Source organism: Lacinutrix algicola (assembly GCF_001418085.1).
GTDB classification, from domain to species: Bacteria; Bacteroidota; Bacteroidia; order Flavobacteriales; family Flavobacteriaceae; genus Lacinutrix; species Lacinutrix algicola.
Window position 1 is genome coordinate 65,716 of sequence record NZ_LIQH01000024.1, and the last position, 25,829, is coordinate 91,544.

General features: G+C 31.9%; 25 protein-coding genes and 1 pseudogene. 18 read left to right on the top strand and 8 right to left on the bottom strand.

The window, feature by feature from the left end:
• Nucleotides 1–451 precede the first annotated feature (451 nt).
• The 4 genes from ASC41_RS03395 (at nt 452) to ASC41_RS03410 (ending at nt 7,562) form a co-directional block, all read left to right on the top strand.
• Nucleotides 452–1,858, top strand: a complete 1,407-nt coding sequence (locus ASC41_RS03395) for a glycogen synthase (protein WP_055435241.1) — start codon at nt 452–454, stop codon at nt 1,856–1,858.
• 3 nt (nt 1,859–1,861) lie between these two features.
• Nucleotides 1,862–3,127: a glucose-1-phosphate adenylyltransferase gene (locus tag ASC41_RS03400; protein WP_055435242.1), complete on the top strand. Its 1,266-nt coding sequence runs from the start codon at nt 1,862–1,864 to the stop codon at nt 3,125–3,127.
• 3 nt (nt 3,128–3,130) lie between these two features.
• Complete coding sequence (gene glgB, locus ASC41_RS03405; protein ID WP_055435243.1) at nt 3,131–5,038, top strand: 1,4-alpha-glucan branching protein GlgB; 1,908 nt, start codon at nt 3,131–3,133, stop codon at nt 5,036–5,038.
• Nucleotides 5,039–5,156: 118 nt separating this feature from the next.
• Nucleotides 5,157–7,562 (top strand): glycoside hydrolase family 31 protein, encoded by a 2,406-nt coding sequence (locus ASC41_RS03410; RefSeq protein ID WP_055435244.1) that lies wholly within the window; start codon nt 5,157–5,159, stop codon nt 7,560–7,562.
• 69 nt (nt 7,563–7,631) lie between these two features.
• Here the strand turns inward: ASC41_RS03410 and ASC41_RS03415 are convergent, their stop codons facing one another.
• The 4 genes and pseudogenes from ASC41_RS03415 to ASC41_RS03430 form a co-directional block, all read right to left on the bottom strand.
• Nucleotides 7,632–8,024, bottom strand: a complete 393-nt coding sequence (locus tag ASC41_RS03415; protein ID WP_055435245.1) for a rhodanese-like domain-containing protein — start codon at nt 8,022–8,024, stop codon at nt 7,632–7,634.
• 54 nt (nt 8,025–8,078) lie between these two features.
• Nucleotides 8,079–8,390 carry a rhodanese-like domain-containing protein gene (locus tag ASC41_RS03420; RefSeq protein WP_055435246.1) on the bottom strand — a complete coding sequence of 104 codons (312 nt, stop codon included), beginning with the start codon at nt 8,388–8,390 and terminating at the stop codon, nt 8,079–8,081.
• A 113-nt stretch (nt 8,391–8,503) separates the two neighbouring features.
• A pseudogene (locus tag ASC41_RS03425) lies at nt 8,504–8,773 on the bottom strand (thioredoxin domain-containing protein); the annotation flags it as partial.
• The gene (locus ASC41_RS03430; protein WP_055435247.1) at nt 8,736–9,230 is read right to left on the bottom strand and encodes a TlpA disulfide reductase family protein; all 495 of its coding nucleotides are present in this window, start codon (nt 9,228–9,230) and stop codon (nt 8,736–8,738) included. The pseudogene ASC41_RS03425 and the gene ASC41_RS03430, both read right to left, overlap by 38 nt.
• Before the next feature lie 314 nt (nt 9,231–9,544).
• Between ASC41_RS03430 and ASC41_RS03435 the strand changes: the two genes are divergently transcribed.
• From ASC41_RS03435 to ASC41_RS03490, 12 genes are all read left to right on the top strand, one after another.
• Nucleotides 9,545–10,942, top strand: a complete 1,398-nt coding sequence (locus ASC41_RS03435) for an anthranilate synthase component I family protein (RefSeq protein WP_055435248.1) — start codon at nt 9,545–9,547, stop codon at nt 10,940–10,942.
• A 2-nt stretch (nt 10,943–10,944) separates the two neighbouring features.
• A complete protein-coding gene (locus ASC41_RS03440) occupies nt 10,945–11,511 on the top strand; it encodes an anthranilate synthase component II (protein ID WP_055435249.1) in 567 nt (188 codons plus the stop codon).
• Nucleotides 11,512–11,583: 72 nt separating this feature from the next.
• Nucleotides 11,584–12,576, top strand: coding sequence for an anthranilate phosphoribosyltransferase (gene trpD / locus ASC41_RS03445; protein ID WP_055435276.1), 993 nt, complete (start codon nt 11,584–11,586; stop codon nt 12,574–12,576).
• 113 nt (nt 12,577–12,689) lie between these two features.
• Complete coding sequence (gene trpC / locus ASC41_RS03450) at nt 12,690–13,475, top strand: indole-3-glycerol phosphate synthase TrpC (RefSeq protein ID WP_055435250.1); 786 nt, start codon at nt 12,690–12,692, stop codon at nt 13,473–13,475.
• On the top strand, nt 13,472–14,116 hold the full coding sequence (locus ASC41_RS03455; RefSeq protein ID WP_055435251.1) for a phosphoribosylanthranilate isomerase: 645 nt from the start codon (nt 13,472–13,474) through the stop codon (nt 14,114–14,116). Before trpC ends, ASC41_RS03455 begins: the two co-directional genes overlap by 4 nt.
• A 70-nt stretch (nt 14,117–14,186) precedes the next feature.
• Nucleotides 14,187–15,368 carry a tryptophan synthase subunit beta gene (gene trpB / locus ASC41_RS03460; RefSeq protein WP_055435252.1) on the top strand — a complete coding sequence of 394 codons (1,182 nt, stop codon included), beginning with the start codon at nt 14,187–14,189 and terminating at the stop codon, nt 15,366–15,368.
• A gap of 368 nt (nt 15,369–15,736) precedes the next feature.
• Nucleotides 15,737–16,501: a tryptophan synthase subunit alpha gene (gene trpA / locus ASC41_RS03465; protein ID WP_055435253.1), complete on the top strand. Its 765-nt coding sequence runs from the start codon at nt 15,737–15,739 to the stop codon at nt 16,499–16,501.
• An 8-nt stretch (nt 16,502–16,509) separates the two neighbouring features.
• On the top strand, nt 16,510–16,974 hold the full coding sequence (locus tag ASC41_RS03470) for a GNAT family N-acetyltransferase (protein ID WP_055435254.1): 465 nt from the start codon (nt 16,510–16,512) through the stop codon (nt 16,972–16,974).
• A 4-nt stretch (nt 16,975–16,978) separates the two neighbouring features.
• Complete coding sequence (locus ASC41_RS03475; RefSeq protein ID WP_055435255.1) at nt 16,979–17,203, top strand: hypothetical protein; 225 nt, start codon at nt 16,979–16,981, stop codon at nt 17,201–17,203.
• On the top strand, nt 17,193–17,654 hold the full coding sequence (locus tag ASC41_RS03480; RefSeq protein ID WP_055435256.1) for a tRNA (cytidine(34)-2'-O)-methyltransferase: 462 nt from the start codon (nt 17,193–17,195) through the stop codon (nt 17,652–17,654). Before ASC41_RS03475 ends, ASC41_RS03480 begins: the two co-directional genes overlap by 11 nt.
• Before the next feature lie 104 nt (nt 17,655–17,758).
• Entirely contained in the window at nt 17,759–18,424 is a 666-nt protein-coding gene (locus ASC41_RS03485; RefSeq protein WP_055435257.1) for a hypothetical protein, read from the top strand.
• Between the two features lie 86 nt (nt 18,425–18,510).
• Nucleotides 18,511–18,801 carry an EF-hand domain-containing protein gene (locus ASC41_RS03490; RefSeq protein WP_055435258.1) on the top strand — a complete coding sequence of 97 codons (291 nt, stop codon included), beginning with the start codon at nt 18,511–18,513 and terminating at the stop codon, nt 18,799–18,801.
• Nucleotides 18,802–18,893: 92 nt separating this feature from the next.
• Here the strand turns inward: ASC41_RS03490 and ASC41_RS03495 are convergent, their stop codons facing one another.
• The 4 genes from ASC41_RS03495 to ASC41_RS03510 form a co-directional block, all read right to left on the bottom strand.
• Nucleotides 18,894–21,899: a T9SS type A sorting domain-containing protein gene (locus tag ASC41_RS03495; protein ID WP_055435259.1), complete on the bottom strand. Its 3,006-nt coding sequence runs from the start codon at nt 21,897–21,899 to the stop codon at nt 18,894–18,896.
• A 167-nt stretch (nt 21,900–22,066) separates the two neighbouring features.
• Nucleotides 22,067–22,294: a VF530 family protein gene (locus tag ASC41_RS03500; protein ID WP_055435260.1), complete on the bottom strand. Its 228-nt coding sequence runs from the start codon at nt 22,292–22,294 to the stop codon at nt 22,067–22,069.
• A gap of 80 nt (nt 22,295–22,374) precedes the next feature.
• The gene (locus tag ASC41_RS03505) at nt 22,375–22,584 is read right to left on the bottom strand and encodes a DUF6500 family protein (protein ID WP_055435261.1); all 210 of its coding nucleotides are present in this window, start codon (nt 22,582–22,584) and stop codon (nt 22,375–22,377) included.
• Nucleotide 22,585: 1 nt separating this feature from the next.
• Nucleotides 22,586–23,908, bottom strand: a complete 1,323-nt coding sequence (locus tag ASC41_RS03510) for a DEAD/DEAH box helicase (protein ID WP_055435262.1) — start codon at nt 23,906–23,908, stop codon at nt 22,586–22,588.
• A 217-nt stretch (nt 23,909–24,125) separates the two neighbouring features.
• Between ASC41_RS03510 and ASC41_RS03515 the strand changes: the two genes are divergently transcribed.
• Together ASC41_RS03515 and ASC41_RS03520 are read left to right on the top strand one after the other, a co-directional pair.
• Nucleotides 24,126–24,812, top strand: coding sequence for a GNAT family N-acetyltransferase (locus ASC41_RS03515; RefSeq protein ID WP_055435263.1), 687 nt, complete (start codon nt 24,126–24,128; stop codon nt 24,810–24,812).
• Between the two features lie 165 nt (nt 24,813–24,977).
• A complete protein-coding gene (locus ASC41_RS03520) occupies nt 24,978–25,613 on the top strand; it encodes a transglutaminase-like domain-containing protein (RefSeq protein WP_055435264.1) in 636 nt (211 codons plus the stop codon).
• Nucleotides 25,614–25,829 lie beyond the last annotated feature (216 nt).

The following is a 25,829-nucleotide window of genomic DNA, read 5'->3' on the forward strand; positions in this document are numbered from 1 at the left end:
CCAAATATAAGTATATTTAAGTAGCATACAAATTTTAAACAAAAAGTTTCACAAAAGGAAAGAGCGAAATAAAAATACTGAATACCAGACAAGTACACCCCAAAAACCTTGAGAAACAAAAACAAAACAAAGAGTTACTACTCAATAATTAACAATCAAAACTATAAATCTCCATGGCAAAAAGTTAGTATCCTAACCCGTAATTACAAATACATTATTGTCTTTACACAACAGTTATTACAAACTATCAGAATTAAAATTCATGTTACTAAATAAATCTTTAATCTTAAATTAAGATATAAAAAGAACTTGTCACATATTCATTTTATTGCTGATTTTAATACATAAAATATAGTCATATAACTGATTGCTAATATTTCAATAAAAATACTAGTACAATTAAAAAGAGTCAAAACAAATTAGTACTTTAGAAACTGCTAAAAATAATTACATGAAAATAATACACATTAGTGCAGAATGTTATCCAGTAGCAAAAGTTGGTGGCCTTGCAGATGTTGTAGGAGCACTTCCTAAATATCAAAACATGTTAGGTGAAGAATCTAGTGTTATTATGCCTTACTACAATATTGCTTTTACACAGCAGCATGAATTTGAAAGCATATATGAAAACACTATTGTTTTAGGTGAAAACACTTTCAATTTCAGAATCTTAAAACCAGTAGATTTTTCACTTGGCTTTGATTTATTCTTAATAGATATACCAGAGCTATTATTTAAAGATTACGTATATTCTTTTGATGATTCTAATCGCTTTTTAGCTTTTCAAATTGCTGCCTTAGATTGGATTTTAACTTTAAAAATAAAACCAGACACCATACATTGCCATGATCACCACACAGGTCTTATTCCTTTTATGCTTCAAGAAAGTTTTAAATACGAATCTTTAAATAATATTCCTGTTGTAACCACAATACATAATGCACAATACCAAGGTTGGTTTTCTCACGATAAAGTAAACTTAATCCCTGAATTTAATTTTAAAAATGTTGGTTTATTAGATTGGGACAACTCTATAAACCCATTAGCTGCTGCCATAAAATGCGCTTGGAAAGTAACCACTGTTTCACCAAGTTATATGGAAGAATTAAAAAGTGCAGCAAATGGCTTAGAAGCTTTATTAAGTAACGAATATAAAAAATGCGTTGGTATATTAAATGGTATAGACACCAATGTTTGGAACACAGAAACTGATACTTTTATTACAAAACAATACTCTATTTCTAATAATGTTGCTGGTAAAAAAGCAAATAAAAAATGGCTTTGCGACACCTTTAATTTAAATATTAATAAACCATTATTTGCATTTATTGGTAGACTTGTGCATGAAAAAGGATCAGATTTGTTTCCTCAGGCTTTTGATCTTGCATTAAAAGACAATGACATTTCAATACTTCTTTTAGGATCTGGCAACAAAGAAACAGAAGCAGAATTAGAAGCTTTAAAAACAAAACATATAGGAAACTACAATACACATATTGGTTATGATGAAAAACTATCTCATAACGTATACGCTGGAGCAGACTTCCTATTAATGCCATCTCGTGTAGAACCTTGCGGTTTAAATCAAATGTACTCACTGCGCTATGGAACAATACCCATAGTTAGAAGTATTGGAGGTTTAAAAGATACCATTATAGACATTGAGAACAATGGTTTTGGCTTCACACACAAAAACACAACTGTAGAAGATATTTGCAAAGCCATTAAAAGAGCAGTTACCTTTTATAAAGATGAAGTGAGCTTCAAAAAAACAAAAACACAAATAATGAATATAGATCACTCGTGGGACAATTCAGCAAAAAAATACATAGAATTATATAAATCTCTAAACAACTAAACTATGGTGAATGACAAGGTTTTAAGTATCATTTTAGGAGGAGGCCAAGGCTCTAGGCTATATCCATTAACAGAGAGCAGATCTAAACCAGCTGTTCCAATTGCAGGAAAATATAGACTAGTAGATATCCCCATTTCTAATTGTATAAATTCGGATATAAAACGCATATTTGTTTTAACACAGTTTAATTCTGCCTCCCTAAACAGACATATAAAAAACACTTATCATTTTAGTTTTTTTAGTTCCGCTTTTGTAGATGTTTTAGCTGCAGAGCAAACTCCTGATAATAAAGGCTGGTTTCAAGGGACTGCAGATGCAGTAAGACAGAGTATGCATCATTTTAAAAGACATGATTTTGAATATGCATTAATTCTATCTGGCGATCAATTATATCAAATGGATTTTAATGATATGATTAAAGCACACATGGATGCTAAAGCAGAAATATCTATTGCTACAATTCCTGTAAATGAGAAAGACGCTACTTCTTTTGGAATATTAAAAACAGACGATAAAAACGTTGTCACATCTTTTATAGAGAAACCAGACGCCAGCTTATTACCAGATTGGACTTCCGCTACAAGCGAAGAAATGCAAAATCAAGGCAAAAATCATTTGGCCTCTATGGGAATCTATATTTTTAATAGAAAATTATTATTCGAATTAATGGATAATCCTGATACTATAGATTTTGGAAAAGAAATAATCCCTCAATCTATAGACAAGCATAAAACTTTAAGCTATCAATTTGAAGGTTATTGGACAGACATTGGAAATATCGACTCGTTTTTTGAAGCCAATTTAGGCTTAACAGACGATATTCCTAAGTTTAATTTATACGATAAACATAAAAGTGTATATACTAGAGCACGTATTTTACCAACATCGAAAATTAATGGTACTGCTTTAGATAAAGCCGTAATTGCTGAAGGCTGTATGATTAACGCAGCTAAGATTGAAAAATCGGTAATTGGTATTCGTTCTAGAATTGGTAAAGAATCCACTGTAATAAATACTTACATGATGGGTAATGATAAATACGAAACGCTAGAAGAAATTAACAAAGCTAAAACCGAAATACTAATTGGTATTGGCGAAAGATGCTTTATTAAAAATACCATTATCGATAAAAATGTTCGTATTGGTGACGATGTAAGAATAAATGGAGGAACTCATTTAGAAGACACTGAAACAGAAAATTACGTTATAAAAGGAGGTATTGTTGTTATTAAAAAAGGTGCTACAATCCCTAAAGGATTTGTAATATAAAATATGGCTAAAGTTATACCACACAGTCTTTTTACAGATTTTGATGTTAATTTATTTAAATCAGGAAAACACTACAAACTTTACGAAAAGTTTGGATCGCATATTACAACCATAAATGGAGAAGAAGGTACTTATTTTGCTGTTTGGGCTCCAAGTGCTAAATCAGTTTCTGTAATTGGAGATTTTAATTTTTGGAAAGGAAACGAACACAAGCTTAACGTACGTTGGGACGAAAGTGGTATTTGGGAAGGTTTTATACCTAATTTAGGAAAAGGAACAACCTACAAATATAAAATAGAAAGCAACCATAATAATATAGTTACAGAAAAGGCAGATCCATATGCTAAACGTAACGAGCATCCGCCAAAAACGGCTTCTATTGTTTGGGAAGATAATTATAAATGGAAAGACTCGAAATGGCTAAAAAAGCGTAAAAAGTACAATGCTCTAGATGCGCCGTACTCTGTATACGAAGTCCACTTAGGTTCTTGGAAAAAACATCTTGAAGAAAACCGTTTTTTAAGCTACGTAGAACTTGCAGACCAATTGGTAGATTATGTAAAAGAAATGAACTTTACACATGTTGAGTTTATGCCAATAATGGAATTCCCTTACGATCCCAGTTGGGGCTACCAAATTACAGGCTACTTTGCTCCTACCTCAAGATTTGGTTATCCTGAGGAGTTTAAATTACTTGTAGATGCTTTTCACAAAAACGACATAGGAATCATTTTAGATTGGGTACCATCTCATTTTCCAGAAGATGCTCACGGACTTGGCTTTTTTGATGGTACTTGTTTATACGAACACCCAGATAAACGCAAAGGCTACCACCCAGATTGGAAAAGTTTAATCTTTAATTATGGTCGTAACGAAGTAAAATCTTTTTTAATTAGTAATGCTTTTTATTGGTTCGATCAATACCATGCAGATGCTATAAGAGTGGACGCCGTTGCTTCAATGTTGTTTTTAGACTACTCTAGAAATGAAGGCGAATGGGAACCAAATATTTATGGCGGACGTGAAAACTTAGATGCCATTGCTTTTATGAAAGAGCTAAACGAAGCTATTTACGGTGCGTTTCCAGATGTACAAACCATTGCCGAAGAATCAACTTCTTTCCCTGGTGTTTCTAAACCTGTATTTTTGGGAGGCTTAGGTTTTGGGATGAAATGGATGATGGGCTGGATGCACGATACTTTAGATTATTTTGCAAAAGAACCGGTCTATAGAAAACATCATCAAAACGATTTAACCTTTAGCATGACCTATGCTTTTACCGAAAACTTTATGCTTCCGTTAAGTCATGACGAGGTCGTTTATGGTAAAAAGTCTATTCTCAATAAAATGCCTGGAGACGAATGGCAAAAATTTGCTAATTTACGCGTAATGTATAGCTATATGTTTACACATCCAGGAACTAAATTATTATTTCAAGGTAACGAATTTGCGCAAAGTGAAGAATGGAATTTTCAAGAAAGCTTAGATTGGCATTTACTAGAATACAAGCCTCATATAGGCATTAAAAACCTAATTAGAGACTTAAATCTATTATACAAAACAGAGCCCGCACTTTCACAAAAGCAATTTTCTCAAGATGGTTTCGAATGGATAGATTATAACGATGCAGAAAATTCTGTTCTTGCATATATTAGAAAAGGAAACAAGCCAAAAGACAACCTTATTATTGTTTGTAATATGACACCTCAACCTAGAGAAAACTACCGCATTGGTTTACCTAAAAAAGGTACGTTAAAACAAATATTTAATAGTGATGACAAACAGTATTTTGGTTCAGGAGATTTTAATAACAAAACAATAATTACCGAAGCAAAAAAATGGCAATCTAGAACGCATTCTATAGAGCTTACACTGCCTCCATTAGCAATGATTGCGCTAAAGTATTCATAATATAAAAGCCTTATTTTAAGAATAATACAATTACATCGTTTGCGTTAGTAAGTCGTCATTAATATTGTTTTTATTGTGATAACTTTTGCGTTTTTTTGTATACCTAAACATCAATTTCATGATAGTTAATACAGAGTTAGAACAAAAAGGAAATTTATTTCCTTCAGAAATTATAAATTACGAAAAAGATGTAGATACATTACATTTTTCGACAAAGAATGGCGTTGTACTTCAAGTAACCGTTGTAAGAGATAGTGTTATTAGATTTAGATACAGTACAACTGGTAAATTTGAAAACGACTTTTCTTACGGAGTTACCATACATGCAAGTAGAGGTTACAGTTTTTTAAACGTAACCGAAGATGAAACACACTATACTATTACCACTTCAAAATTAATTTGTAAGGTTGAAAAACTAAGTTTGCAAGTCAGCTTATTTGATGCTATAGACAACAAACTAATTAATGAAGATGAAATTGGTTTTCATTGGGAAGAAAGCTATGAATACGGAGGAGATATTGTAAAAATGAGTAAAGCTTGTCAAAAAGCTGAAAGTTTTTACGGCTTAGGCGATAAACCTGTAGATGTTAACTTAAAAGGTAAACGTTTTCAAAACTGGGCTACGGATTCTTACGCTTTTGGAAAAGACACAGATCCTATTTACAAAGCCATTCCATTTTATACAGCAATACAAAATAACAAATCTTACGGTATATTTTTTGACAACACCTTTAAAACACATTTCGACTTTGCACACGAAAGAAGAAATGTAACTAGTTTTTGGGCTCAAGGTGGTGAAATGAATTATTATTTCATTTACGGACCAAAAATGGAAGATGTTGTTAAAAACTATACCGATTTAACCGGTAAGCCACATACACTGCCGCCTTTATGGGCTTTAGGCTTTCACCAATGTAAATGGAGTTATTATCCAGAAGCTAACGTTAAAGAAGTTACTAAAACTTTTAGGGATTTAAAAATACCTTGCGATGCTATCTATTTAGATATCGATTACATGGATGGCTTTCGTTGTTTTACTTGGGACAAAAAACTATTTCCAGACCCAAAAAGAATGGTAAAGGAACTAGAAGACGATGGCTTTAAAACCGTAGTAATTATAGATCCAGGTATTAAAATAGATTTAGATTATTCTGTTTTCAAAGAAGGATTAGATAAAGATTATTTCTGTAAACGAGCAGACGGACCTTACATGAAAGGTAAAGTATGGCCAGGAGAATGTTATTTCCCAGATTATACTAAACCAGAAGTTAGAGAATGGTGGTCTGGTTTATTTAAGGAATTAATTGAAGATATTGGTGTAAAAGGTGTGTGGAACGACATGAACGAACCTGCAGTAATGGATGTTCCTAACAAATCGTTTCCAAACGATGTGCGACATGATTACGATGGTAATCCTTGTTCTCACAGAAAAGCACACAATATTTATGGCACACAAATGGCTCGTGCAACCTATCATGGTTTAAAAAAGTACGCCTATCCAAAAAGGCCTTTTGTTATAACAAGATCTGCATATTCTGGCGCACAACGCTATACTTCTACTTGGATGGGAGATAACGTTGCAACCTGGGAACACTTAGCTATTGCTAATAACCAAGCCCAAAGAATGGCCATGTCTGGCTTTTCTTTTGCAGGAAGTGATATTGGAGGTTTTGCAGAGCAACCACAAGGAGAGTTGTTTGCTAGATGGATTCAACTAGGTGTTTTTCATGCCTTTTGCAGAGTACACTCTTCTGGCGATCATGGTGATCAAGAACCATGGGTTTTTGGTGATGAAATAACAGACATTGTTAGAAAATTTGTAGAAATTAGATACCAGTTACTACCTTATTTATACACTGCTTTTTGGCAATATCTAACAGACGGAACACCAATCCTAAAATCATTAGTGTTATACGATCAAGAAGATACAGCAACACATTATAGAAGTGATGAGTTTGTTTATGGAGAACAGATTTTAGTTTGCCCAATCTTAGAACCAAATGCAAAAGGAAGAAGAATGTACATTCCTAAAGGGAAATGGTATAATTTCTGGACAGGTGAAGTTATTGAAGGTGGTAAAGAATATTGGGTAGATGCAGATTTAGATAGTATGCCAATGTTTATTAAAGAAGGTGCTGTAATACCTAAATATCCAGTACAACAATATGTTGGTGAAAAAGAATTTGACGAAATTACATTAGACATCTATTACAAAGAAGGTAAAGAATCTTCAAAACTATATGATGATGCTCATGATGGGTATGATTATAAAAAAGGAAGATTCAGTTTACGCACTTTTAAAGTCACTGGAAAAAAAGAAGAACTAATTTTACAACAACATAAACGAGGAGACTTTAATGCAGGTTATACCAAGTTTAATCTTGTGTTTCATAATTTACCGTTTACAATTACATCTTTACAAGTAGATAATGTAGAAATTGATTTAAACCATGTAAATACCAATGGCAATCAATCATTCTCTATTGACAAAACATTTACAGAGATTCACTTATTCGGCAAATAAGTGTATATTTTATTAAATAAAAAAGCTCAAAAAATATTTTTTGAGGCTTTTTTTACTGTCTTTATTTTATTAAAGATTAAGTTTTAAATCTACGTGTTCCCATTCTGAAAAACCGCCTTTTAAATCGTATATTTTTTTAAAACCAGCTTCTAATAACTTATCAGCGCATTTAGCGCTTCTACCTCCTTTTTGGCAATATAAAATTACTGGCTTATCTTTATCCAACCTTGTAATATCATCATCAAATGTAGGTGAATTATAGTCTATATTTTGTGAATTCGAAATATGCCCTACATTATGTTCTGCTGGTGTTCTTACATCTACTAACTGCACATTTTCAAGAGCTATTAATGTTTGCATTTCTTCAACCGAAACAACAGTGATACTACTTTTATCTGAAGTAGAACAACTAAATACACTTATCATTAAAGCTAACACGATTACTATAGTAGACTTTTTCATTGCTTATGGTTTTATATTTCCGCGTAGACGGAAAATTATATTTTAATTACCGTTCTATTTTTTAATCTCTCCTGTCCATTCTGAAATTCCACCCATTAAATTATAAGCGTTTTCAAATCCCATCTCATTCATTAATGCACAAGCTTGACCGCTTCTTCCTCCTGACCTACAATACACATAATAATTTTTATTTTTATCTAATGCTTCTAGCTCATAAACAAAGGCCTGACCTTTAAATATATTAAGGTTTTTTGCATTTGGTATATAACCTTCTGCAACCTCTTCTTCAGTTCTTACATCTAATAAAAAAGCATTATCGTCTGCTTTTAATTGTTGAGCCCATTGCTCTTGTGATAAATCTGCCATTGTTATTTTTTAAAGTGCAAAGTTAATCAAATTAACGTTTCCTTAAGATATAGACGTAAAAAAACCTGAAGTGTTACAGTTTCAGGTTATAATTAATAAAATATAAGTATAAATTATACTTTAATCGAACAACCTATTGCTTTAGTTTCCTTGACCTCAACTTCTTGCCCTTTCAACAAAGCATTTACTGCCGCTTCAACATATCTACTTTTTACGGCATCTGCATCTTGGTAATTATCGTCTATTGCTCCAATATATTTAATAACATTCCCTTTTTCTGTTTTTTCAACCACATATATATGCGGTGTTTTTGTTGCTCCAAATTGAGGATACACACGCTGCCCTTTATCTATTAAATAAGGAAAAGTAAATCCTTTTTCTTTTATTATATATAATTGTTCTAGGTATAGCACCAGACCAATTCTTATCTACTTTTGGAATCCATGTATTAGAATCGACATCATCTAATGCAACAATTTTTGACTCTAATTTATGCTTAACCATAAAAGGCTTCAATTTAGTGTCATACTGCTTTGGGAAATCTAAACTCACCAATATCACCTCTACATTTTTAGATTTATAGGTTTCATTTAAAGTTTCAAAATACGGCAACTCCTTAACACAAGGTGCACACCAAGTTGCCCAAAAATTAATAACATATATTTTATCGTCCTTTATATTTAAAAGCGGTTCTAACTCATTAAAATTATAAACGTTTAACTCTATTTCTTCTATGCTGCTTTCTTCGGTTTTCACAATTGGCTCGCTTTCAACTTTAGAATCGTTTCCCTGCTTACAAGCAGAAAAACAAACCATTAACAGTATTATGTATAACTTCATTTTATAAAAACAATAACAAAAAAGTAGATATAAACCTCTTTTAACAAATATTTACGTTAAAATTAATTTGATTATTATCAAGCAAGTTATATATTTGCCTTTTAAATAAAACATGAAAACAAAATTAAATCATACTTGGTGGTGGACTTCTCGAAAATTTAACTTCGTGAACTAATCCTGTACGTATTATTTATATAACTATACAAAAAGGCTTGTCTCACGACAAGCCTTTTTTTTATTCTGAATTTTTCAGAATGTTAAACAAAAAAAAATAACATCTCATTAATTGAGATACTGAAACAAATTCAGCATAAATGAAGACTTTTAGCCTTTACACTAATTACAAAAAAATTCTTGCAGATACTATCACACCTGTAAGCATCTATTTAAAAATTCGCGATAAATTTCCGAATAGCATATTATTAGAGAGTAGCGATTATCATGCAAACGACAATAGTTTCTCTTACATCTGCTTTAATCCTATTGCATCAATAAAAGTCTCGGGAGATACTATTGAGCAAAAATTTCCAGATGGTAGCATATTAAGAAATCGTACTAAAGATGTGCCAAAGATGATTCATAAATTTACGCAGCGTTTCAAGGTAAACTCTGATGACGATTTTAAATTTATTAATAATGGAATTTTTGGTTACACCTCTTACGATGCTGTTAAATATTTTGAAGACATCGAGATTTCAAAAAAACCTGATTCTATAGAGATTCCGGATATTTATTATGCCGTTTATCAAAACATTATTGCCATAAATCATTTTAAAAATGAAGCTTATATTTTTGCGCATTGCTTTAATGATAATGCTAGTAATATTGACGAAATATTACATTTAATAAAGTCTACTAATTTTACTTCTTATGAGTTTTCTACAGATTCAGAAATTGAATCTAACTTAACAGATAACGAATATAAAGACCATGTAGCATTAGCAAAACAACACTGTGCTAGAGGTGATGTTTTTCAACTTGTGCTTTCAAAAAAATTCTCTCAAAAATTTAAAGGAGACGAGTTTAATGTCTACCGTGCATTGCGAAGCATTAATCCTTCTCCCTACCTATTCTATTTCGATTATGGAGACTTTAAAATATTTGGAAGTTCTCCAGAAGCCCAATTAGTAGTCAGCGATGGTATTGCAGAAATTCATCCTATTGCAGGAACTTTTAAACGTACCGGTAATGATGAAAAAGATGCCGAGCTAGCTAAACAATTAGCTGCAGATGAAAAAGAAAATGCGGAACATGTAATGCTTGTTGATTTGGCCAGAAACGATTTAAGTAGACATGGTAGTCAAGTAAAAGTTGAAACCTACAGAGAAGCGCAATTTTTCTCTCATGTTATTCACTTAGTAAGTAAGGTAACTGGCAAAGTACACGACAACACACCTACAATGCAAGTAGTTGCTGATACGTTTCCTGCGGGAACATTAAGTGGAGCACCTAAACATAACGCCATGCAACTTATCGAAAAATACGAAAAAACTAGTCGTGCTTTTTATGGAGGTGCTATTGGTTTTATGGATTTTAATGGCAACTATAATCACGCTATTATGATACGAACATTCTTAAGTAAAAATCACGAATTGCATTGGCAAGCAGGCGCCGGTTTAGTTTCTAGATCTAATCCAGAAAATGAATTGCAAGAAGTGTATAATAAGTTAGGAGCGTTAACAAATGCTATTGAATTAGCAAAAGAAATTTAATTATGAAAAAAGTATTGGTAATAGACAATTACGATAGTTTTACATACAATTTAGTCCACTATCTAGAAGACTTAGATTGCGAAGTAACAGTAAAGCGTAACGATAAATTAACGCTAGAAGAGGTTGACGCATTCGATAAAATAGTATTATCTCCAGGACCAGGGATTCCAGAAGAAGCAGGTTTACTAAAAGCTATTATTAAACAATACGCACCAACTAAAAGCATTCTTGGAGTCTGTTTAGGACAACAAGCAATAGCTGAGGTTTTTGGAGGAAGTTTAGTAAATTTAGAGACCGTTTTTCATGGTGTAGCAACTAAAGTGAAAATAACTGTAGATAATGAGCCTTTATTTAAAGATATGGGCAAAAGCATTGAAGTCGGTAGATATCATTCTTGGGTTGTAAATACTAATTTACCAGAAGAATTAGAAGCAACTTCTTTTGATGACAACGGACAAATAATGTCATTAAGACACCGATTTTACGATGTAAAAGGTGTACAATACCATCCAGAAAGTGTTTTAACACCTAATGGGAAACAGATTTTAAAAAACTGGGTTAATCAATAATTATTAAGAACAGGAATGATTAGAGAGAAAAGAAATATAGTTAACAAGCTACCACTTACACGTGAAGTGAATATGAAAGAGATATTAAGTAGATTAATAAACCATGAGAATATTTCTAGTGAAGAAGCAAGAAATGTATTGGTTAATATTTCGGAAGGTAAGTATAACCAAAGCCAAATAGCATCGTTTCTAACCGTCTTCATGATGCGGAGTATTACACTAGAGGAGCTTCAAGGATTTCGCGATGCACTTTTAGAGTTGTGTATTCCTGTAAACTTATCCGATTTTAATGCTATAGATTTATGTGGTACTGGAGGCGATGGAAAAGATACCTTTAACATCTCTACTTTATCTTCTTTTGTAACTGCGGGAGCAGGTGTAAAAGTTGCTAAACATGGAAATTATGGTGTATCATCTGCTTCAGGTTCATCTAATGTAATGGAAGCTTTAGGAATTCATTTTTCAAATAAATCAGATTTTTTAAAATACTCATTAGATCAGGCTGGAATATGCATATTACATGCTCCTTTATTTCATCCTGCAATGAAGCATGTTGCTCCTATTCGTAAAGAACTAGGCGTTAAAACCTTTTTTAACATGTTGGGACCTATGGTAAACCCATCATTTCCAAAGAACCAAATGGTAGGTGTTTTTAACCTAGAATTGCAGAGATTATACGGCTATTTATACCAAAATACAGATAAAAACTATAGTATCGTTCATGCACTAGATGGTTATGATGAAATCTCTTTAACAGGAAAAACCAAAATAATTTCTAACACTTCTGAATCTATGTTGGACCCTTCAGATTTAAACGTGCAACAAATAGAACAATCAGAAATTTTTGGAGGCTCATGTGTAAAAGAAGCTGCTAAAATTTTTAAAAACATTATTAAAGGAAAAGGAACCGAGGCTCAAAACAATGTTGTTTGTGCTAATGCAGGATTAGCTATTGCTACGGTAAATGGTATTTCCCATCAAGACGGCTTTCAACTTGCTAAAGAAAGTTTAGAAAGTGGAAGAGCAAAAGCGAGTCTTGAACGATTAATAAAAATGAGTAAATAAAATGTCACTTCGAGTAATTTTAAGTAACAAAAAATTCTATCGAGAAACATAAAACATTCTCAATACAATTTTACTAAAAAAGAAGGCACTCGAAAAGACAAGAATACTAAAAAATGGATATTTTAACCAAAATAGTAAAAGATAAGCGCATAGAAGTAAACCTTCGAAAGCAGCTTATTCCAACAAAGCAACTAGAGCAATCTATTTTATTTGAAAGAGAAACGGTTTCTTTGGCCAATAAACTTAGAAACAGTACTACAGGAATTATTGCAGAACATAAACGACGTTCTCCATCAAAACAAGTTATAAATCACGACTTAAATGTTTTTGATGTAGCAAAAGGTTACGAAGAAGCAGGTGTTTGTGGTATGTCTGTTTTAACAGATGGCAAATACTTTGGAGGTTCTCTAGACGATTTGCTAACAGCACGAGCAAGCTGTAACCTGCCTATACTGCGTAAAGAATTTATTATAGATACTTATCAAATAATAGAAGCCAAAGCTTATGGTGCAGATGTTATTTTATTAATAGCTGCAATACTAACAAAAAACGAAATAAAACAGTTTTCAGAACTCGCAAAAAGCTTAAATTTAGATGTTCTTTTAGAAGTCCATAACGAAGAAGAACTAAATAAATCTATAATGCCTAGTCTAGATATGCTGGGCGTTAATAATAGAAATTTAAAAACATTCGACGTTAGTTTAGAAACGAGTAAACAATTAAGTACATTAATTCCAAACGACTTTGTAAAAGTATCAGAAAGTGGAATTAGTAATATAGAAGCCATAAAGACTTTACAACCTTTTGGCTATAAAGGATTCTTAATAGGAGAAAACTTTATGAAAACAAACAATGCTGGAAAAAGCGCAAAACAATTTATAAAAGATTTAAGACTATGAAACTAAAAGTATGCGGAATGAAAAATGAAAACAACATCCTTGATGTTGCAGATCTTAAACCAGATTATATGGGTTTCATTTTTTACGAAAAATCATCACGTTATTTTAACAGCGTTATTCCAGAAATTTCAGAAGACATTAGTAAAATTGGAGTTTTTGTAAATGCTACTTTCGATTTTATAAGAGGCAAAGTAGAAAAGCACAATCTTCAAGGTGTACAATTGCATGGTGGCGATGAAACTCCAGAATTGTGCGAAAGACTTAAAGCATTAGACTTAACTGTTATTAAAGTGTTTTCTGTAAAAAATCAGTTCGATTTTAAAGTCTTAGAGCCTTTTGAGGACGTTTGCGATTATTATTTATTCGATACAAAAGGAAAAGAACCTGGCGGAAACGGCTATACTTTTAACTGGAATATCTTTAAAAAATATCCATCTATAAAACCCTATTTTTTAAGTGGAGGTATTGGTCCAAACGAAATGGAAGCATTACTTCTATTCTTAAAAAGGCCAGAATCAGATTTTTGTTGTACGTTAGATTTAAACAGCAAATTCGAAACAGCAGCAGGATTAAAAGACTATACAAAACTAAAAGATTTTCGCAAAAAATTAGTAGATGCTAATTATATAAAAGAAGATTAAATAATTATCTCATGTCGTTTCGTTAAGTGTATTAACACCAATATCGGAATCCATTATTTACAGAAAACACATGACATACAATATTAATGATAAAGGATATTACGGAGAATTTGGAGGCGCATACATTCCAGAAATGCTCTATCCAAATGTAGAAGAGTTACGCCAAAACTATCTTAAAATAATGGCAGAACCTTCTTTTAAAGAAGAATTCGATCAGTTATTAAAAGATTACGTTGGACGTCCTTCTCCTCTCTATTTAGCAAAAAGGCTAAGCGAAAAATACAATACAAAAATCTACTTAAAACGAGAAGATTTAAACCATACAGGAGCACATAAAATAAACAATACCATTGGTCAAATTTTAATGGCACAACGTTTAGGCAAAAAACGAATTATTGCCGAAACTGGAGCCGGACAACACGGTGTTGCAACAGCAACAGTTTGCGCACTTATGGGCTTAGAATGTATTGTTTACATGGGAGAAATTGATATTGCACGTCAAGCTCCAAATGTAGCAAGAATGAAAATGTTAGGTGCAACCGTAGTTCCTGCTTTATCAGGAAGTCGTACATTAAAAGACGCCACTAACGAAGCCATAAGGGACTGGATTAACAATCCTGTAAACACTCATTACATCATTGGTAGTGTTGTAGGACCTCATCCTTATCCAGATATGGTTGCTCGTTTTCAAGCAGTCGTATCCGAAGAAATGCAATGGCAACTGCAAGAAAAAGAAGGCAAAACCACGCCAGATTACGTAATAGCTTGCGTTGGTGGTGGTAGTAATGCCGCTGGTGCTTTTTATCATTATTTAGAAAATACAGACGTAAAATTAATAGCAGTAGAAGCTGCCGGAAAAGGTGTTAATTCTGGCGAAAGTGCAGCAACATCTGCACTTGGTAAAGAAGGCGTTATACATGGTAGTAAAACGTTATTAATGCAAACTGGCGACGGGCAAATTACAGAACCATACTCTATTTCTGCAGGTTTAGATTATCCTGGTATTGGTCCAATGCACGCACATTTATACAAAACAGGTCGTGCAGAATTTATTTCGATAACAGACGATCAAGCCATGAATGCTGGATTAGAATTATCTAAGCTAGAAGGTATTATTCCAGCCATAGAAAGTTCGCATGCATTAGCCGTTTTCGAACAGAAAAAATTTAAACCAGAAGACGTTGTTGTTTTAAGTCTTTCTGGTCGTGGAGACAAAGATTTACAAAATTATATAGACTATTTCAATCTATAAAATTATTTGAGCGTTACCACAAGGGTCAGGCTTTCAAGGCTCGCTCTCTGCGAGGAGCTCAAACAAACCTTTCAATCCTTAACGCAGTGAGCAGTGAGCAGTGAGCAAAAATGAAAACCCTAAATCAATTCATAGAATTGAACGACAAGGCGAAGAATAGATCAATAAAAACTTCGAAATCTGGAGTACAGTCTTTTTATCCTTTACGACGCGGAGTTTTCGAATCGATTTCAGTTTTAAAGACTAAAAATCCTTTGTCTTATCTGTTATTTTCTTAGTTCGTTTTACATAAAGGCAAAATGACCGTAAATAAAATTTAATTAGAATCCGTATTCAGTTACACAATTACAAAATAAATTCATTTTAAAATGAACAGAATAAACCAAAAACTAAAAGAAAACAAAAAGCTACTAAGCATATACTTTTCTGCAGGTTATCCTAATTTAAACGATACCGTTTCAATAATAGAAAATCTTGAAAAAAATGGAACAGACATGATAGAAATTGGCCTACCATTTAGCGATCCTTTAGCAGATGGTCCAACAATACAAGCCAGTTCTACACAAGCTCTAAAAAACGGAATGACAACTGATGTTCTTTTTAATCAGCTAAAAGATATTCGCAAAACCGTTTCTATACCATTAATTATAATGGGTTATTTTAATCCAATGCTTCAATATGGAGTTGAGGCTTTTTGTGAAAAATGTCAAGAAATAGGAATAGACGGTTTAATTATTCCAGATTTACCAGTAGATGTTTATAATGACCAATACAAAGCTACTTTCGAAAAATACGGATTAATAAACGTGTTTTTAATTACACCACAAACAAGTGTAGAACGCATAAACTTTATCGACTCTATTTCTAACGGATTTATTTATATGGTAAGTAGCGCAAGTGTAACAGGAAGTAATTCTGGTTTTGGAGAAGAACAAACCGCATACTTTAAACGTATTGCAGACATGAAATTAAAAAATCCACAAATAGTAGGTTTTGGGATTTCAGATAATAAAACATTCTTACAAGCTACAGAATATGCAAAAGGTGCGATTATTGGTAGTGCTTTTATTAAACACTTGTCTAAAAACGGAACAGATAACATAGATTCTTTTGTAGATACAATTTTAAAATAGATAAAATTATGAAGGATAAAATTATATACAGAGCAGCGATTCTAGAAGACATCCCTACACTATTAGGTTTTGAGCAAGAACTAATTGCTTACGAGCGTCCTTTCGATTCTAATTTAAAAGACAACTGTACTTATTATGATTTAGACTACTTAATAACATCTAGCAAAGCTCACCTTATTGTTGGTCATCTCGATGATCGCATTATAACCTGTGGTTATGCGAAAATTATGGAAGCAAAACCATACCATAAAAACCCAGCATACTCTTATATGGGATTTATGTATGTTAATCCGGAGTTTAGAGGACAAGGCATAATTCAAGAAACAATAGCACAACTTAAAAAGTGGTCTGTTTCTAAAAATATTTTCGAAGTACGCCTGGAGGTTTATAGCGAGAACGCTTCAGCATTAAAAGCTTACCTAAACAATGGTTTTAAAGAGCATATGGTTGAAATGAAAATGAATTTAAAATAACTCGATGAAAATTCTTAATAACTTTTGCCTTATTATTATACTTTGCCTCACTTTAGGTCTAGCTCCATTTTTTCCAGAACCTCATCTTTGGGGAAAATTAAAATGGCTTTTTGGTGGTGCAAATGGCATGCAAATAAAAGACTGGTTTGATGTAGTACTTCATGGTTTTCCATGGGTACTTTTAATTCGTATAATATTTATAAAAATCTTTAAAAAAAATGGCGCTTAACATTGTATTAATAGAACCAGAAATACCAAATAACACTGGAAACATTGGCAGATTAGCTTTAGCTTCAGGCTCTAATTTACATCTAGTAAAACCATTTGGATTCGAAATTACAGATGCACGATTAAAGCGTGCTGGACTCGATTATTGGCAACATCTTAATCTGCATTATTATGATAGTATTGAAGATTTCTTCAATAAAAATGAAAACAAAAAAATGGTATTTCTTTCTAGCCATGGCACAAAACAACATTGGGATATTGAATTTGAAGACGATTTGTTTTTAGTCTTTGGTAAAGAATCGAGAGGGCTACCAAAATCTATAACAGAAAACAATCCTGATAAATTATTTAAAATTCCATTATATAGCGAACACGTTAGGAGTTTAAACTTAGCTAATGCAGTAAGTATTGTTGCATACGAAGGTTTAAGACAGCTAAATAGTTTAAAATAGTATCTGTAAAAAACACTAAAGCGAATAAATCATTTATGTTTTATTTAACCAAAATCTTGTGGTAAAACGCTCAATTTGTATTATATTTTTATAAATAAAATACAATGAAATATCACATAATAATAAACAGTGTAAAAACTATTGACACGCTTAAAGACGCATGGTCTAAAGTAGATTATGTTGCGTTATTAGATAAATTTGGTTTCGAAGATTCTGGAGAGAATACTTCAGAAAAAGAATTAATAGAATTACTCTTTATGGCCATTTCAGATTTCGAACCTGAAAAAGCCGCAGCTATTATTTTAAACTACAAATTATCTGATAAATTAAACAAAAATCAAATAGAACAGATTTCGCATGAAATGCTTTTAGATAAAATTTCTGAAGAATATGCAGACATCTCTCTACATCATCAGTTATTTAACATCAACCAACTACTTTACAAAGCCTTTAACGGTACTTTTCCTAGTGCCCAAGCCACTATTGTAGAATTCGAAATTACGCCTAATAAAGACATCTCTAAAGAAGTTGTACTAAAAGCTTTAAATGCTACACTAGCCAATAGTAATGTTATAAAGCGTTTGTTTCATGATGCTTTAGAAGGTAAGGAAACTCTTAATGAAGCCGAAAGTATTATTTGGGATTTAAAATCTACAGGAGAATCTTTATACACACTAACAACTTCAGAATATTGGATGAGTCGTGATGAGTTTACAAATGCAGAATTTGATGTGAATGTAGTTGAGTTTGAAGAAGACGATGAAGATTAATTTATTTTAATAAATAATTCAATAACAATTAAACCAAATTAAATTTTAAAAGTCTAAGTTTTAAGTAACTTTTAAATTTAACTAAAATGATATCAAAAACAATAAAACTAGGTCTTTTCACACTTGCTCTTTGCTCTGTAACTTTAGTAACTGCTCAAGAGAAAAAACAAAAAAATCCTGAAAAAGCATTTGAAAAAATGGATACAGATTCTAGCGCTTCTATTTCTTTAGAAGAATTTAAAGCTAAGCGTATGAAAGATGCTAGTAAAGAAGAAAGAATTACAAAGCGTTTTGAAAAAATGGATGCTAATGCAGATGGCTCTTTAGATTTTGAAGAATTTAAAGCGTCTTTAAACAGACCAAAAAAGAAGAAATAATTGTATTTCTACTAAAATAAAAAATGCCTTAGAGAGATCTAAGGCATTTTTATTTGTAAAAAGAAACTATTTAAAAACAGTTAAGCTTAAAATTAATGTTTTATAAACTTAACTGTTTTAGTACCTTCTTCTGTTATAATTTTAACAATATACAATCCATCTGAAAATGGACTCATATTAGTTTCAATTAGTACTTCTTTTTTCTGAGTTAAAACTTGTTGACCAAGAGTATTAAAAACAAATAGCTCTTTTAACTGAGCGTTTTCTATATTTCTAATTTTAATATGTTTTGAAGCACCATCATAAATTATTGATATTCCATTTAATGCTTCCTCTTCAGCAGATAGTGTATTTCCATCTTGAAAAACAACACTGAAGCGTTCTTCATTTACTCCAGCATCTAAATGTGTTACAAAATCACTTTCGATAAGATTGTGATAAGTATTAAGCATATTATCTTTTATGTAAACCGAAAGGCCATCTGGGACATTTACCATTTCTGAAATACTAAATGTAAATAAACCTACGTCTGTAACTTTTACTCCAAGAGGCAGCTCGTCTTGAATATTAACTTCAGCTAAAGCTTTAATTGATAATTTATAATCTTCTTGGATCCAATATAACTCATTAGGTTGATCGTCATAAGCTTGTGCATCATATCCGTTATCGAAATTATAAGTCGCATTATTTGAATCGTACCCTAAACCAATAACTCTTTTGTATTGAGAAGGGCTAGTAAATGAGAACCAAAATTTAATTCTATCATCTACTGAAGAAGTTGTGTTTGAATTAGATGTTTTATAAAATACAGCTTCGTTTGAAGACTCTTTTGCAAATGAGCGTTGTTGGTTATTAAAAACTAGAGTACCTGCATTTTCCATGGTTACAAAAAAGGCTTGTCCAACTCCTATGTTAGCTGTTGGCTTAGGTTTAGAGGCTGTTCCGTTATTACTAGCTAAACCAGCAACTGCAGGAAGACCTAACATTAAATTATAAGTAGCATACCCTCCTTCGTAATTAGCATACAAATGACTACTATTGGTTGCAAAATGTTCCCAAAAATATAATGTCCCTTCAATTATTGATAGGTTATCATTAATAAACTGATCTGCATTTAAAGCAGAAGTATAAGGGTTTCCTAACAGAAAATCGTTTCCAGCTACTACGGGATAAGAATAATCTCCATCATTTGCTTCTCCTATGAACACGTATTCTTGTTCAGGTCCAGAAGTTCCAGATCCTTTCATAGAATAACCTCTTCCTGGTGTTAAGCCTGTTGAGGGTGTTAAAAAATTCCAACCTGAATATTCTCCAGAAACTGCATTATAATCGTATAACCAATAATTACTTAGTGTAATTGGTGTGGTTGCTGGATTTGCATTGTAACCACTAGTAAAGTTAACAGCTCCATTAGCATCTTCTAAATACCCAATTTGCCATGTTCCTCCTCTATTAACTGGTGCTGTCCAATAATTATAATTATATAAATTTGATGTCCCTTGTTGTCTAATCTTCAAACTTCCTGAACCCGAGTTTAATGTTGTTCCTGTATGGTTTTGAATAAGTTGTGCTTCACCTAAAAGGTCTATTGTACCGTTATTAATAATACCGCTTTCTACTTCTAATAGAAAACCATCACTAACCTTTAGTGTCGCGCCGTTTTCTACTTCTATTTCTCTAACATTTGCATTAGAAACTAAAACAGCTTCATTTCCAGACTTAACTGTAAGTTTTAAACAAGCATTGGTGGTATCTGGTGCATTTGCTGTTCCAGAACCATTAGAAAAACTAGCTCCATCCCATACAATTTGGTCTGTATAACGCAATGTAAAATAACGGTTTTGCTTTAATTGAACATTAGTTGCAGTAGCTGTAGTACCCACTATTGTTAAATCGTATACATCGTTTGCCTCTGGAGAAGAGAAATTGTAATCATTATCTAAAACTAATTGCAAAGGAACACAGTCTTGTTTGTTAGTAAGATCTAAACCGCTTATATCGAAAGAAACATCTACTGTTCCAACATTACCTTGTCTTCTTACTCTCCATCTTGAGTTTAATTGCTCAGTATAAGTACTTGTGTTTGTACTAAAATTATAAGTAGGATCTTTTGTTTCTTCTCCCCAAAACAAAAATTCATTATCACTTAAACTATTTGGATTGCTTACTCTTACAATACCTGTACCACGTGAGTCTGTATGATTTGTTCCATCTGCTGCTTGACCTATACCTGCAACATCATGATCGAAGTTCCCATTTGACGCATTATCATGTGTATAAACATCGTTTGAGGTTAAAGCTCTATCATATTTTGCTGCTAAATAATTATCTATTATAATACGTTGAGCCGTATTAATCGTAGATTTAAATACTACAAGCTCTGTTAAATCTCCAACATAACCATTTGTACCCGAAGTATAACCTCCTACATTAAAACGTTGAGAAGCATGAGAAGTATAATTAGATGAACCTGCTCTGTCTTGTAATAAGTCTGAATTTCTATATAATTGTTTTCCTGTTGAAGGATTTGCATTATAAGACCATATTGAATAATCATTTAACCCTGTTAAACCTCCTACTTGTATTCTCGCTGTACTATTACAACATGTACCTATGTCGAAATAAACTGTTCCGTTCCATGGAATATGAGTAGAAAAACGTGTAGAACTTACTAAAGGATCTGTAGTATAAAGACTAGAGGATTGTGAATTATAATCTGACTTAGCTACAACTACAGAAGTTGCTTGGTTAGTAATAAAATTTGCTGTTGTTAATGTAAGTCCTGTTCTTAATCTGTTGGTGCCATTAAAACTAATTTCATTGTAACCGTTAATAGCATTAGATACTAATGTTGGCCTATTAGATCCTGTTTCACTTAAATTAAAAGCAGAAACTCCAGCTGAATTTGACCAGCTATTAATACTAGTTCCACTTGTTACAACACCATTGTCTGGGCGATACCATATAATTAAATCTGACGTTCCATCATTAGCACCAATTCCTCCAGGGCCAGTTTGTGCATTTACAGTATTAAAAGGTGTAGATAGTATAACGTAAAAAATGATGAATACTATCGATAGTGATTTAGGGAAAAACATATCTATTTTAAATTTTACAGACAAAAATAGAATGAATTTCTAGTATAAATTGCCTAATAAACCTTAAAAAACAAGTGTATTCGTTAAGAGGCAAAGTTAACAGATAAAAAGCATTATTTAAAACCAAAACCATTAACTAAATGGATAATTCTAGACTTTATTTACTATTATTTCTTATTCTTTTTTAAGTACTCTAAATACAAATTTTCAACCTTAGTTCTAGCCCAAGGCATTCTTCTTAAAAACTTCAAGCTTGATTTTACTGAAGGATTATCTGTAAAGCACTTAATTTTTATATTGTAGCCCAAATATTCCCAACCATAATGCGCTTGTAAATCTGTTACAATTTGCTCTAGCTTAATACCGTGAAGTGGGTTGTTTTTTTGAGTTTCCATATCGTTTAAAACTTTATTTTATCTTTTTGAGTATAGTTAAAATGGTTATTAATTTAACTATACTCAATGTGATAAAAAAATTATTGAATCATGATTTTAATTTTCAAAGCCTTTTCAAAATGATCTAATTGGTGTGTTTCAATCCACCAAGTAGCTGCTTCCATTAATAACTTAGGATTATCGTTTTTGTTCTTAAAAAAGGCGTAAAAAGAAAGACCGACATTGTCTCCTTTTTTTGCAATTTTTGTATTGCAAACCTCTATTATTTTAGATTTTAATTCTTGAGTCATTTTAACTTCTTGAACTACTAGAACGCCTATCGTTACTAGAACTTCTTTTTTTATTTTTAGTACGGTTTCTACCGCCTCCATTTCCAGAGTTAGAATTCCCTTTAGATTTATCTCCAGAACCTTTTGCTTTAGGCTTGCTATTTCTAGGCTGTCTGTTTTGACCTGGTTTAATTGGTGCTGTAGATGCATTTGGATCTGGCTCGAAACCTTCCATTATTTCTACTGGTAATTTTTCACCAATCAGTTTTTGTATATCTCTTAAAAAAGTAGTCTCGTCTGCACTTACTAAAGAGATTGCTTCTCCTTTTGCCCCTGCTCTACCTGTTCTACCAATTCTATGAACGTAATCTTCAGATATGTTTGGTATTTCGAAGTTTATAACGTGAGGTAATAATGGAATATCCAATCCACGTGCTGCAATATCTGTAGCTACCATAACACGAACAGTTCCATCTTTAAAACCTTTTAAGGCTTTTGTTCTTGCACCTTGACTTTTATTTCCATGAATAGCTGCTGCTGTAATTCCAGCACCTATTAACTTTTTTGTTAAATTATTGGCACCATGTTTAGTACGTGTAAAGACTAATACTTGTTTCCAATTTCCATCGGAAATAAGTTTAATTATTAATCCTGTTTTATGTGCTTTTGCAACACGATATACTTTTTGTGTAATCGCTTCTACTGCTGTATTTTCTGGAGTTGCTTCAACTTGTACTGGATTATTAAGAATACTAAAAGCAAGCTTTTTAATCTCTTTAGAAAACGTTGCCGAGAACATTAGATTTTGTCTTTTGTCTGGCATAAGTTTCATAACACGTTCTATATCGCGTAAAAAACCCATATCAAGCATTCTATCTGCTTCATCTAAAACAAATATTTCAACACGCTTTAAAGAAATCGCACCTTGATTACATAAATCTAACAAACGTCCTGGTGTTGCGACCAAAACATCTACTCCATTTCTAATATTTGCTACTTGTGGTTTTTGATTTACACCACCAAAAATAACAGTACTTCTTAAATTTAAAAACTCGCTATATTCTTTAACATTAGCATATACTTGTGCAGCTAATTCCCTTGTTGGTGTTAATACCAAAGCACGAATGGGTCTAAATTTTTCTTTAGGATTTTCGCTTAATATATGTAGCATTGGTAATGTAAAACCTGCTGTTTTTCCTGTTCCTGTTTGTGCAGAAGCTAAAACATCGTAACCATCTAATATAGGTGGAATTGCTTTTGCTTGAATTGGAGACGGAGTATCGTATCCTTTTTTACTAATTGCTTTTAGTATTGGCTCAGAAAGGCCTAATAATTTGAATGACATAAATAGTGTTTATGAAGCAAACGCTATCTTAATTGTAGGTCACTTCTTTATTTTGCTGCAAAGGTACTGCTATTTTATGCTTTAGCAGATTAATTAAGGAATGTTTGTGTTTTATGTACTTGGCTTTGTCTAAAAAATGAGCGAACTTCGATTATTATAATTAAACTTGAAAATATCAAGCATTCATTAATATTTAAACTTAATTTCATTCATTTTAATGAAAGATTTAGAACATCAATTAAAAAATCCAGTTTGGCATTCCTTAAAAGAAACTCATAAAAAATTCGTTATCGAGTTTAATAGAGTGCAATTTTACAAACCTGATGTTTGCAATTTTGCTGCTTTTTACGATGACACAAAAACAGCAAAAGCGGCAAATGAATACACAAACTCTTCGGATGATTTTTTCTTTGTTTCGGAAAACCAAACACCAATAGTCGATGGAATAAACGTTGTCTTAGAAAAAAAGACTGACGGTTGCCAAATGGTTTTAAATAAACTAGTCGATATTGAAATAACAGAAGACATCGTATTATTAGACGAAACATTTATTGATGAAATTTATGATTTAGTTTGGTTAGTTATGCCTGGTTATTATAAAAAGAGAACCTTCGAAATGGGCAATTATTATGGCATCTTAAAGGATGGGAAATTAGTTTCGATTGCAGGACAACGCATGCAAACTAACCTTTTTATTGAAATAAGTGCAGTTGTTACTCACCCTGATTACACAGGAAAAGGATTGGCAAGGCAATTAATTGTTCATAATACAAAAGAAATTTTAAAAGAAAATAAAACACCTATTTTACATACAAATAAAGGAAATTTAGCAATCCCTCTTTATGAAAAATTAGGATATAAATTAACAAGAGATATGAACTGGTGGCTATATCGCAAAGTATAAATATTATTGGTTCTTTTTTGTCACTCATACTCTTTGACATACAAATACTTAACTTTGACCTAAATAGGCAAACGCCTATTTTAAACTAACTACAGACACAAAACATTAAAACGATTGTATATTAGTTTAACTGTTAGGCATAAAATAAACAACACACAACCGAGAATGAAATATTTAGAATCTACATATTGTTTTGATTTTGAAAATGATTCAGTACAGAATCTAATATCTGAATTTAAAACGGATACTCTATCTAATAAAGAGAAAGCAATAGGAATCTATACCAAAGTACGTGACAATTGGAAATATGATGCTTATAACATAAGTCTTTCAAAAGAAAAATATAAGTCAAGCTATCTTGTTGAAAAACAATCTGGAAACTGTGTAGAAAAATCTATAATATTAATTGCTTGTCTTCGTGCTTTAGGGATCGCTGCAAGACTACATTTAGGAAAAGTTAAAAATCATATCGCGGTAGAAAGATTAATAGAGAAATTTGGTTCAAATGAATTGACACCACACGGAATGGTTAACGTCTACCTCAATAATAAATGGCTAAAAATGTCTCCAGCATTTAACAAATCATTATGTGAGAAACTGAATGTTGAGCCATTAAGTTTTGATGGAGAAAATAATTCATTTTTACAGCAATATAATGGTAAAGGAAATCGATTTATGGAATACATAGACGATTACGGACATTTTGATGATGTACCTCTTGATTTTATGATTAAAAATATAAAAGAACACTATCCTAGTATTTTTAATAACAATGACAAAAAAACAGAGTTTAAATTATAAAAACATCTAGCATCTGTCTCTATTTAAAGAGAAATCTAAAATAAATTTCTCAATGTCTAATGCTCTTTTTGGTGATTAACGATAAAGACAACTGTGTCTTTTTTTAGTCAACACACTGTACAGTATATAAAAAACAAAACGCATATTAGCTATAAGAATAGTTAATATACGTTTAAAAATTACAACGTCTTTATTCAAAAAAACTAGCCAAAAAAT

Coding starts and splice junctions, on each gene's coding strand:
- ASC41_RS03510 (WP_055435262.1), bottom strand. CDS start 23,908: ATGTCATTCAAATTATTAGGCCTTTCTGAGCCAATACTAAAAGCAATT.
- ASC41_RS03500 (WP_055435260.1), bottom strand. CDS start 22,294: ATGGAAACTCAAAAAAACAACCCACTTCACGGTATTAAGCTAGAGCAA.
- ASC41_RS03415 (WP_055435245.1), bottom strand. CDS start 8,024: ATGAAAAAGTCTACTATAGTAATCGTGTTAGCTTTAATGATAAGTGTA.
- ASC41_RS03505 (WP_055435261.1), bottom strand. CDS start 22,584: ATGACTCAAGAATTAAAATCTAAAATAATAGAGGTTTGCAATACAAAA.
- ASC41_RS03515 (WP_055435263.1), top strand. CDS start 24,126: ATGAAAGATTTAGAACATCAATTAAAAAATCCAGTTTGGCATTCCTTA.
- trpA (WP_055435253.1), top strand. CDS start 15,737: ATGAACAGAATAAACCAAAAACTAAAAGAAAACAAAAAGCTACTAAGC.
- ASC41_RS03400 (WP_055435242.1), top strand. CDS start 1,862: ATGGTGAATGACAAGGTTTTAAGTATCATTTTAGGAGGAGGCCAAGGC.
- ASC41_RS03430 (WP_055435247.1), bottom strand. CDS start 9,230: ATGAAGTTATACATAATACTGTTAATGGTTTGTTTTTCTGCTTGTAAG.
- ASC41_RS03435 (WP_055435248.1), top strand. CDS start 9,545: ATGAAGACTTTTAGCCTTTACACTAATTACAAAAAAATTCTTGCAGAT.
- ASC41_RS03490 (WP_055435258.1), top strand. CDS start 18,511: ATGATATCAAAAACAATAAAACTAGGTCTTTTCACACTTGCTCTTTGC.
- ASC41_RS03475 (WP_055435255.1), top strand. CDS start 16,979: ATGAAAATTCTTAATAACTTTTGCCTTATTATTATACTTTGCCTCACT.
- trpC (WP_055435250.1), top strand. CDS start 12,690: ATGGATATTTTAACCAAAATAGTAAAAGATAAGCGCATAGAAGTAAAC.
- ASC41_RS03520 (WP_055435264.1), top strand. CDS start 24,978: ATGAAATATTTAGAATCTACATATTGTTTTGATTTTGAAAATGATTCA.
- ASC41_RS03470 (WP_055435254.1), top strand. CDS start 16,510: ATGAAGGATAAAATTATATACAGAGCAGCGATTCTAGAAGACATCCCT.
- ASC41_RS03420 (WP_055435246.1), bottom strand. CDS start 8,390: ATGGCAGATTTATCACAAGAGCAATGGGCTCAACAATTAAAAGCAGAC.
- ASC41_RS03495 (WP_055435259.1), bottom strand. CDS start 21,899: ATGTTTTTCCCTAAATCACTATCGATAGTATTCATCATTTTTTACGTT.
- ASC41_RS03440 (WP_055435249.1), top strand. CDS start 10,945: ATGAAAAAAGTATTGGTAATAGACAATTACGATAGTTTTACATACAAT.
- ASC41_RS03480 (WP_055435256.1), top strand. CDS start 17,193: ATGGCGCTTAACATTGTATTAATAGAACCAGAAATACCAAATAACACT.
- ASC41_RS03455 (WP_055435251.1), top strand. CDS start 13,472: ATGAAACTAAAAGTATGCGGAATGAAAAATGAAAACAACATCCTTGAT.
- trpD (WP_055435276.1), top strand. CDS start 11,584: ATGAAAGAGATATTAAGTAGATTAATAAACCATGAGAATATTTCTAGT.
- ASC41_RS03410 (WP_055435244.1), top strand. CDS start 5,157: ATGATAGTTAATACAGAGTTAGAACAAAAAGGAAATTTATTTCCTTCA.
- glgB (WP_055435243.1), top strand. CDS start 3,131: ATGGCTAAAGTTATACCACACAGTCTTTTTACAGATTTTGATGTTAAT.
- trpB (WP_055435252.1), top strand. CDS start 14,187: ATGACATACAATATTAATGATAAAGGATATTACGGAGAATTTGGAGGC.
- ASC41_RS03395 (WP_055435241.1), top strand. CDS start 452: ATGAAAATAATACACATTAGTGCAGAATGTTATCCAGTAGCAAAAGTT.
- ASC41_RS03485 (WP_055435257.1), top strand. CDS start 17,759: ATGAAATATCACATAATAATAAACAGTGTAAAAACTATTGACACGCTT.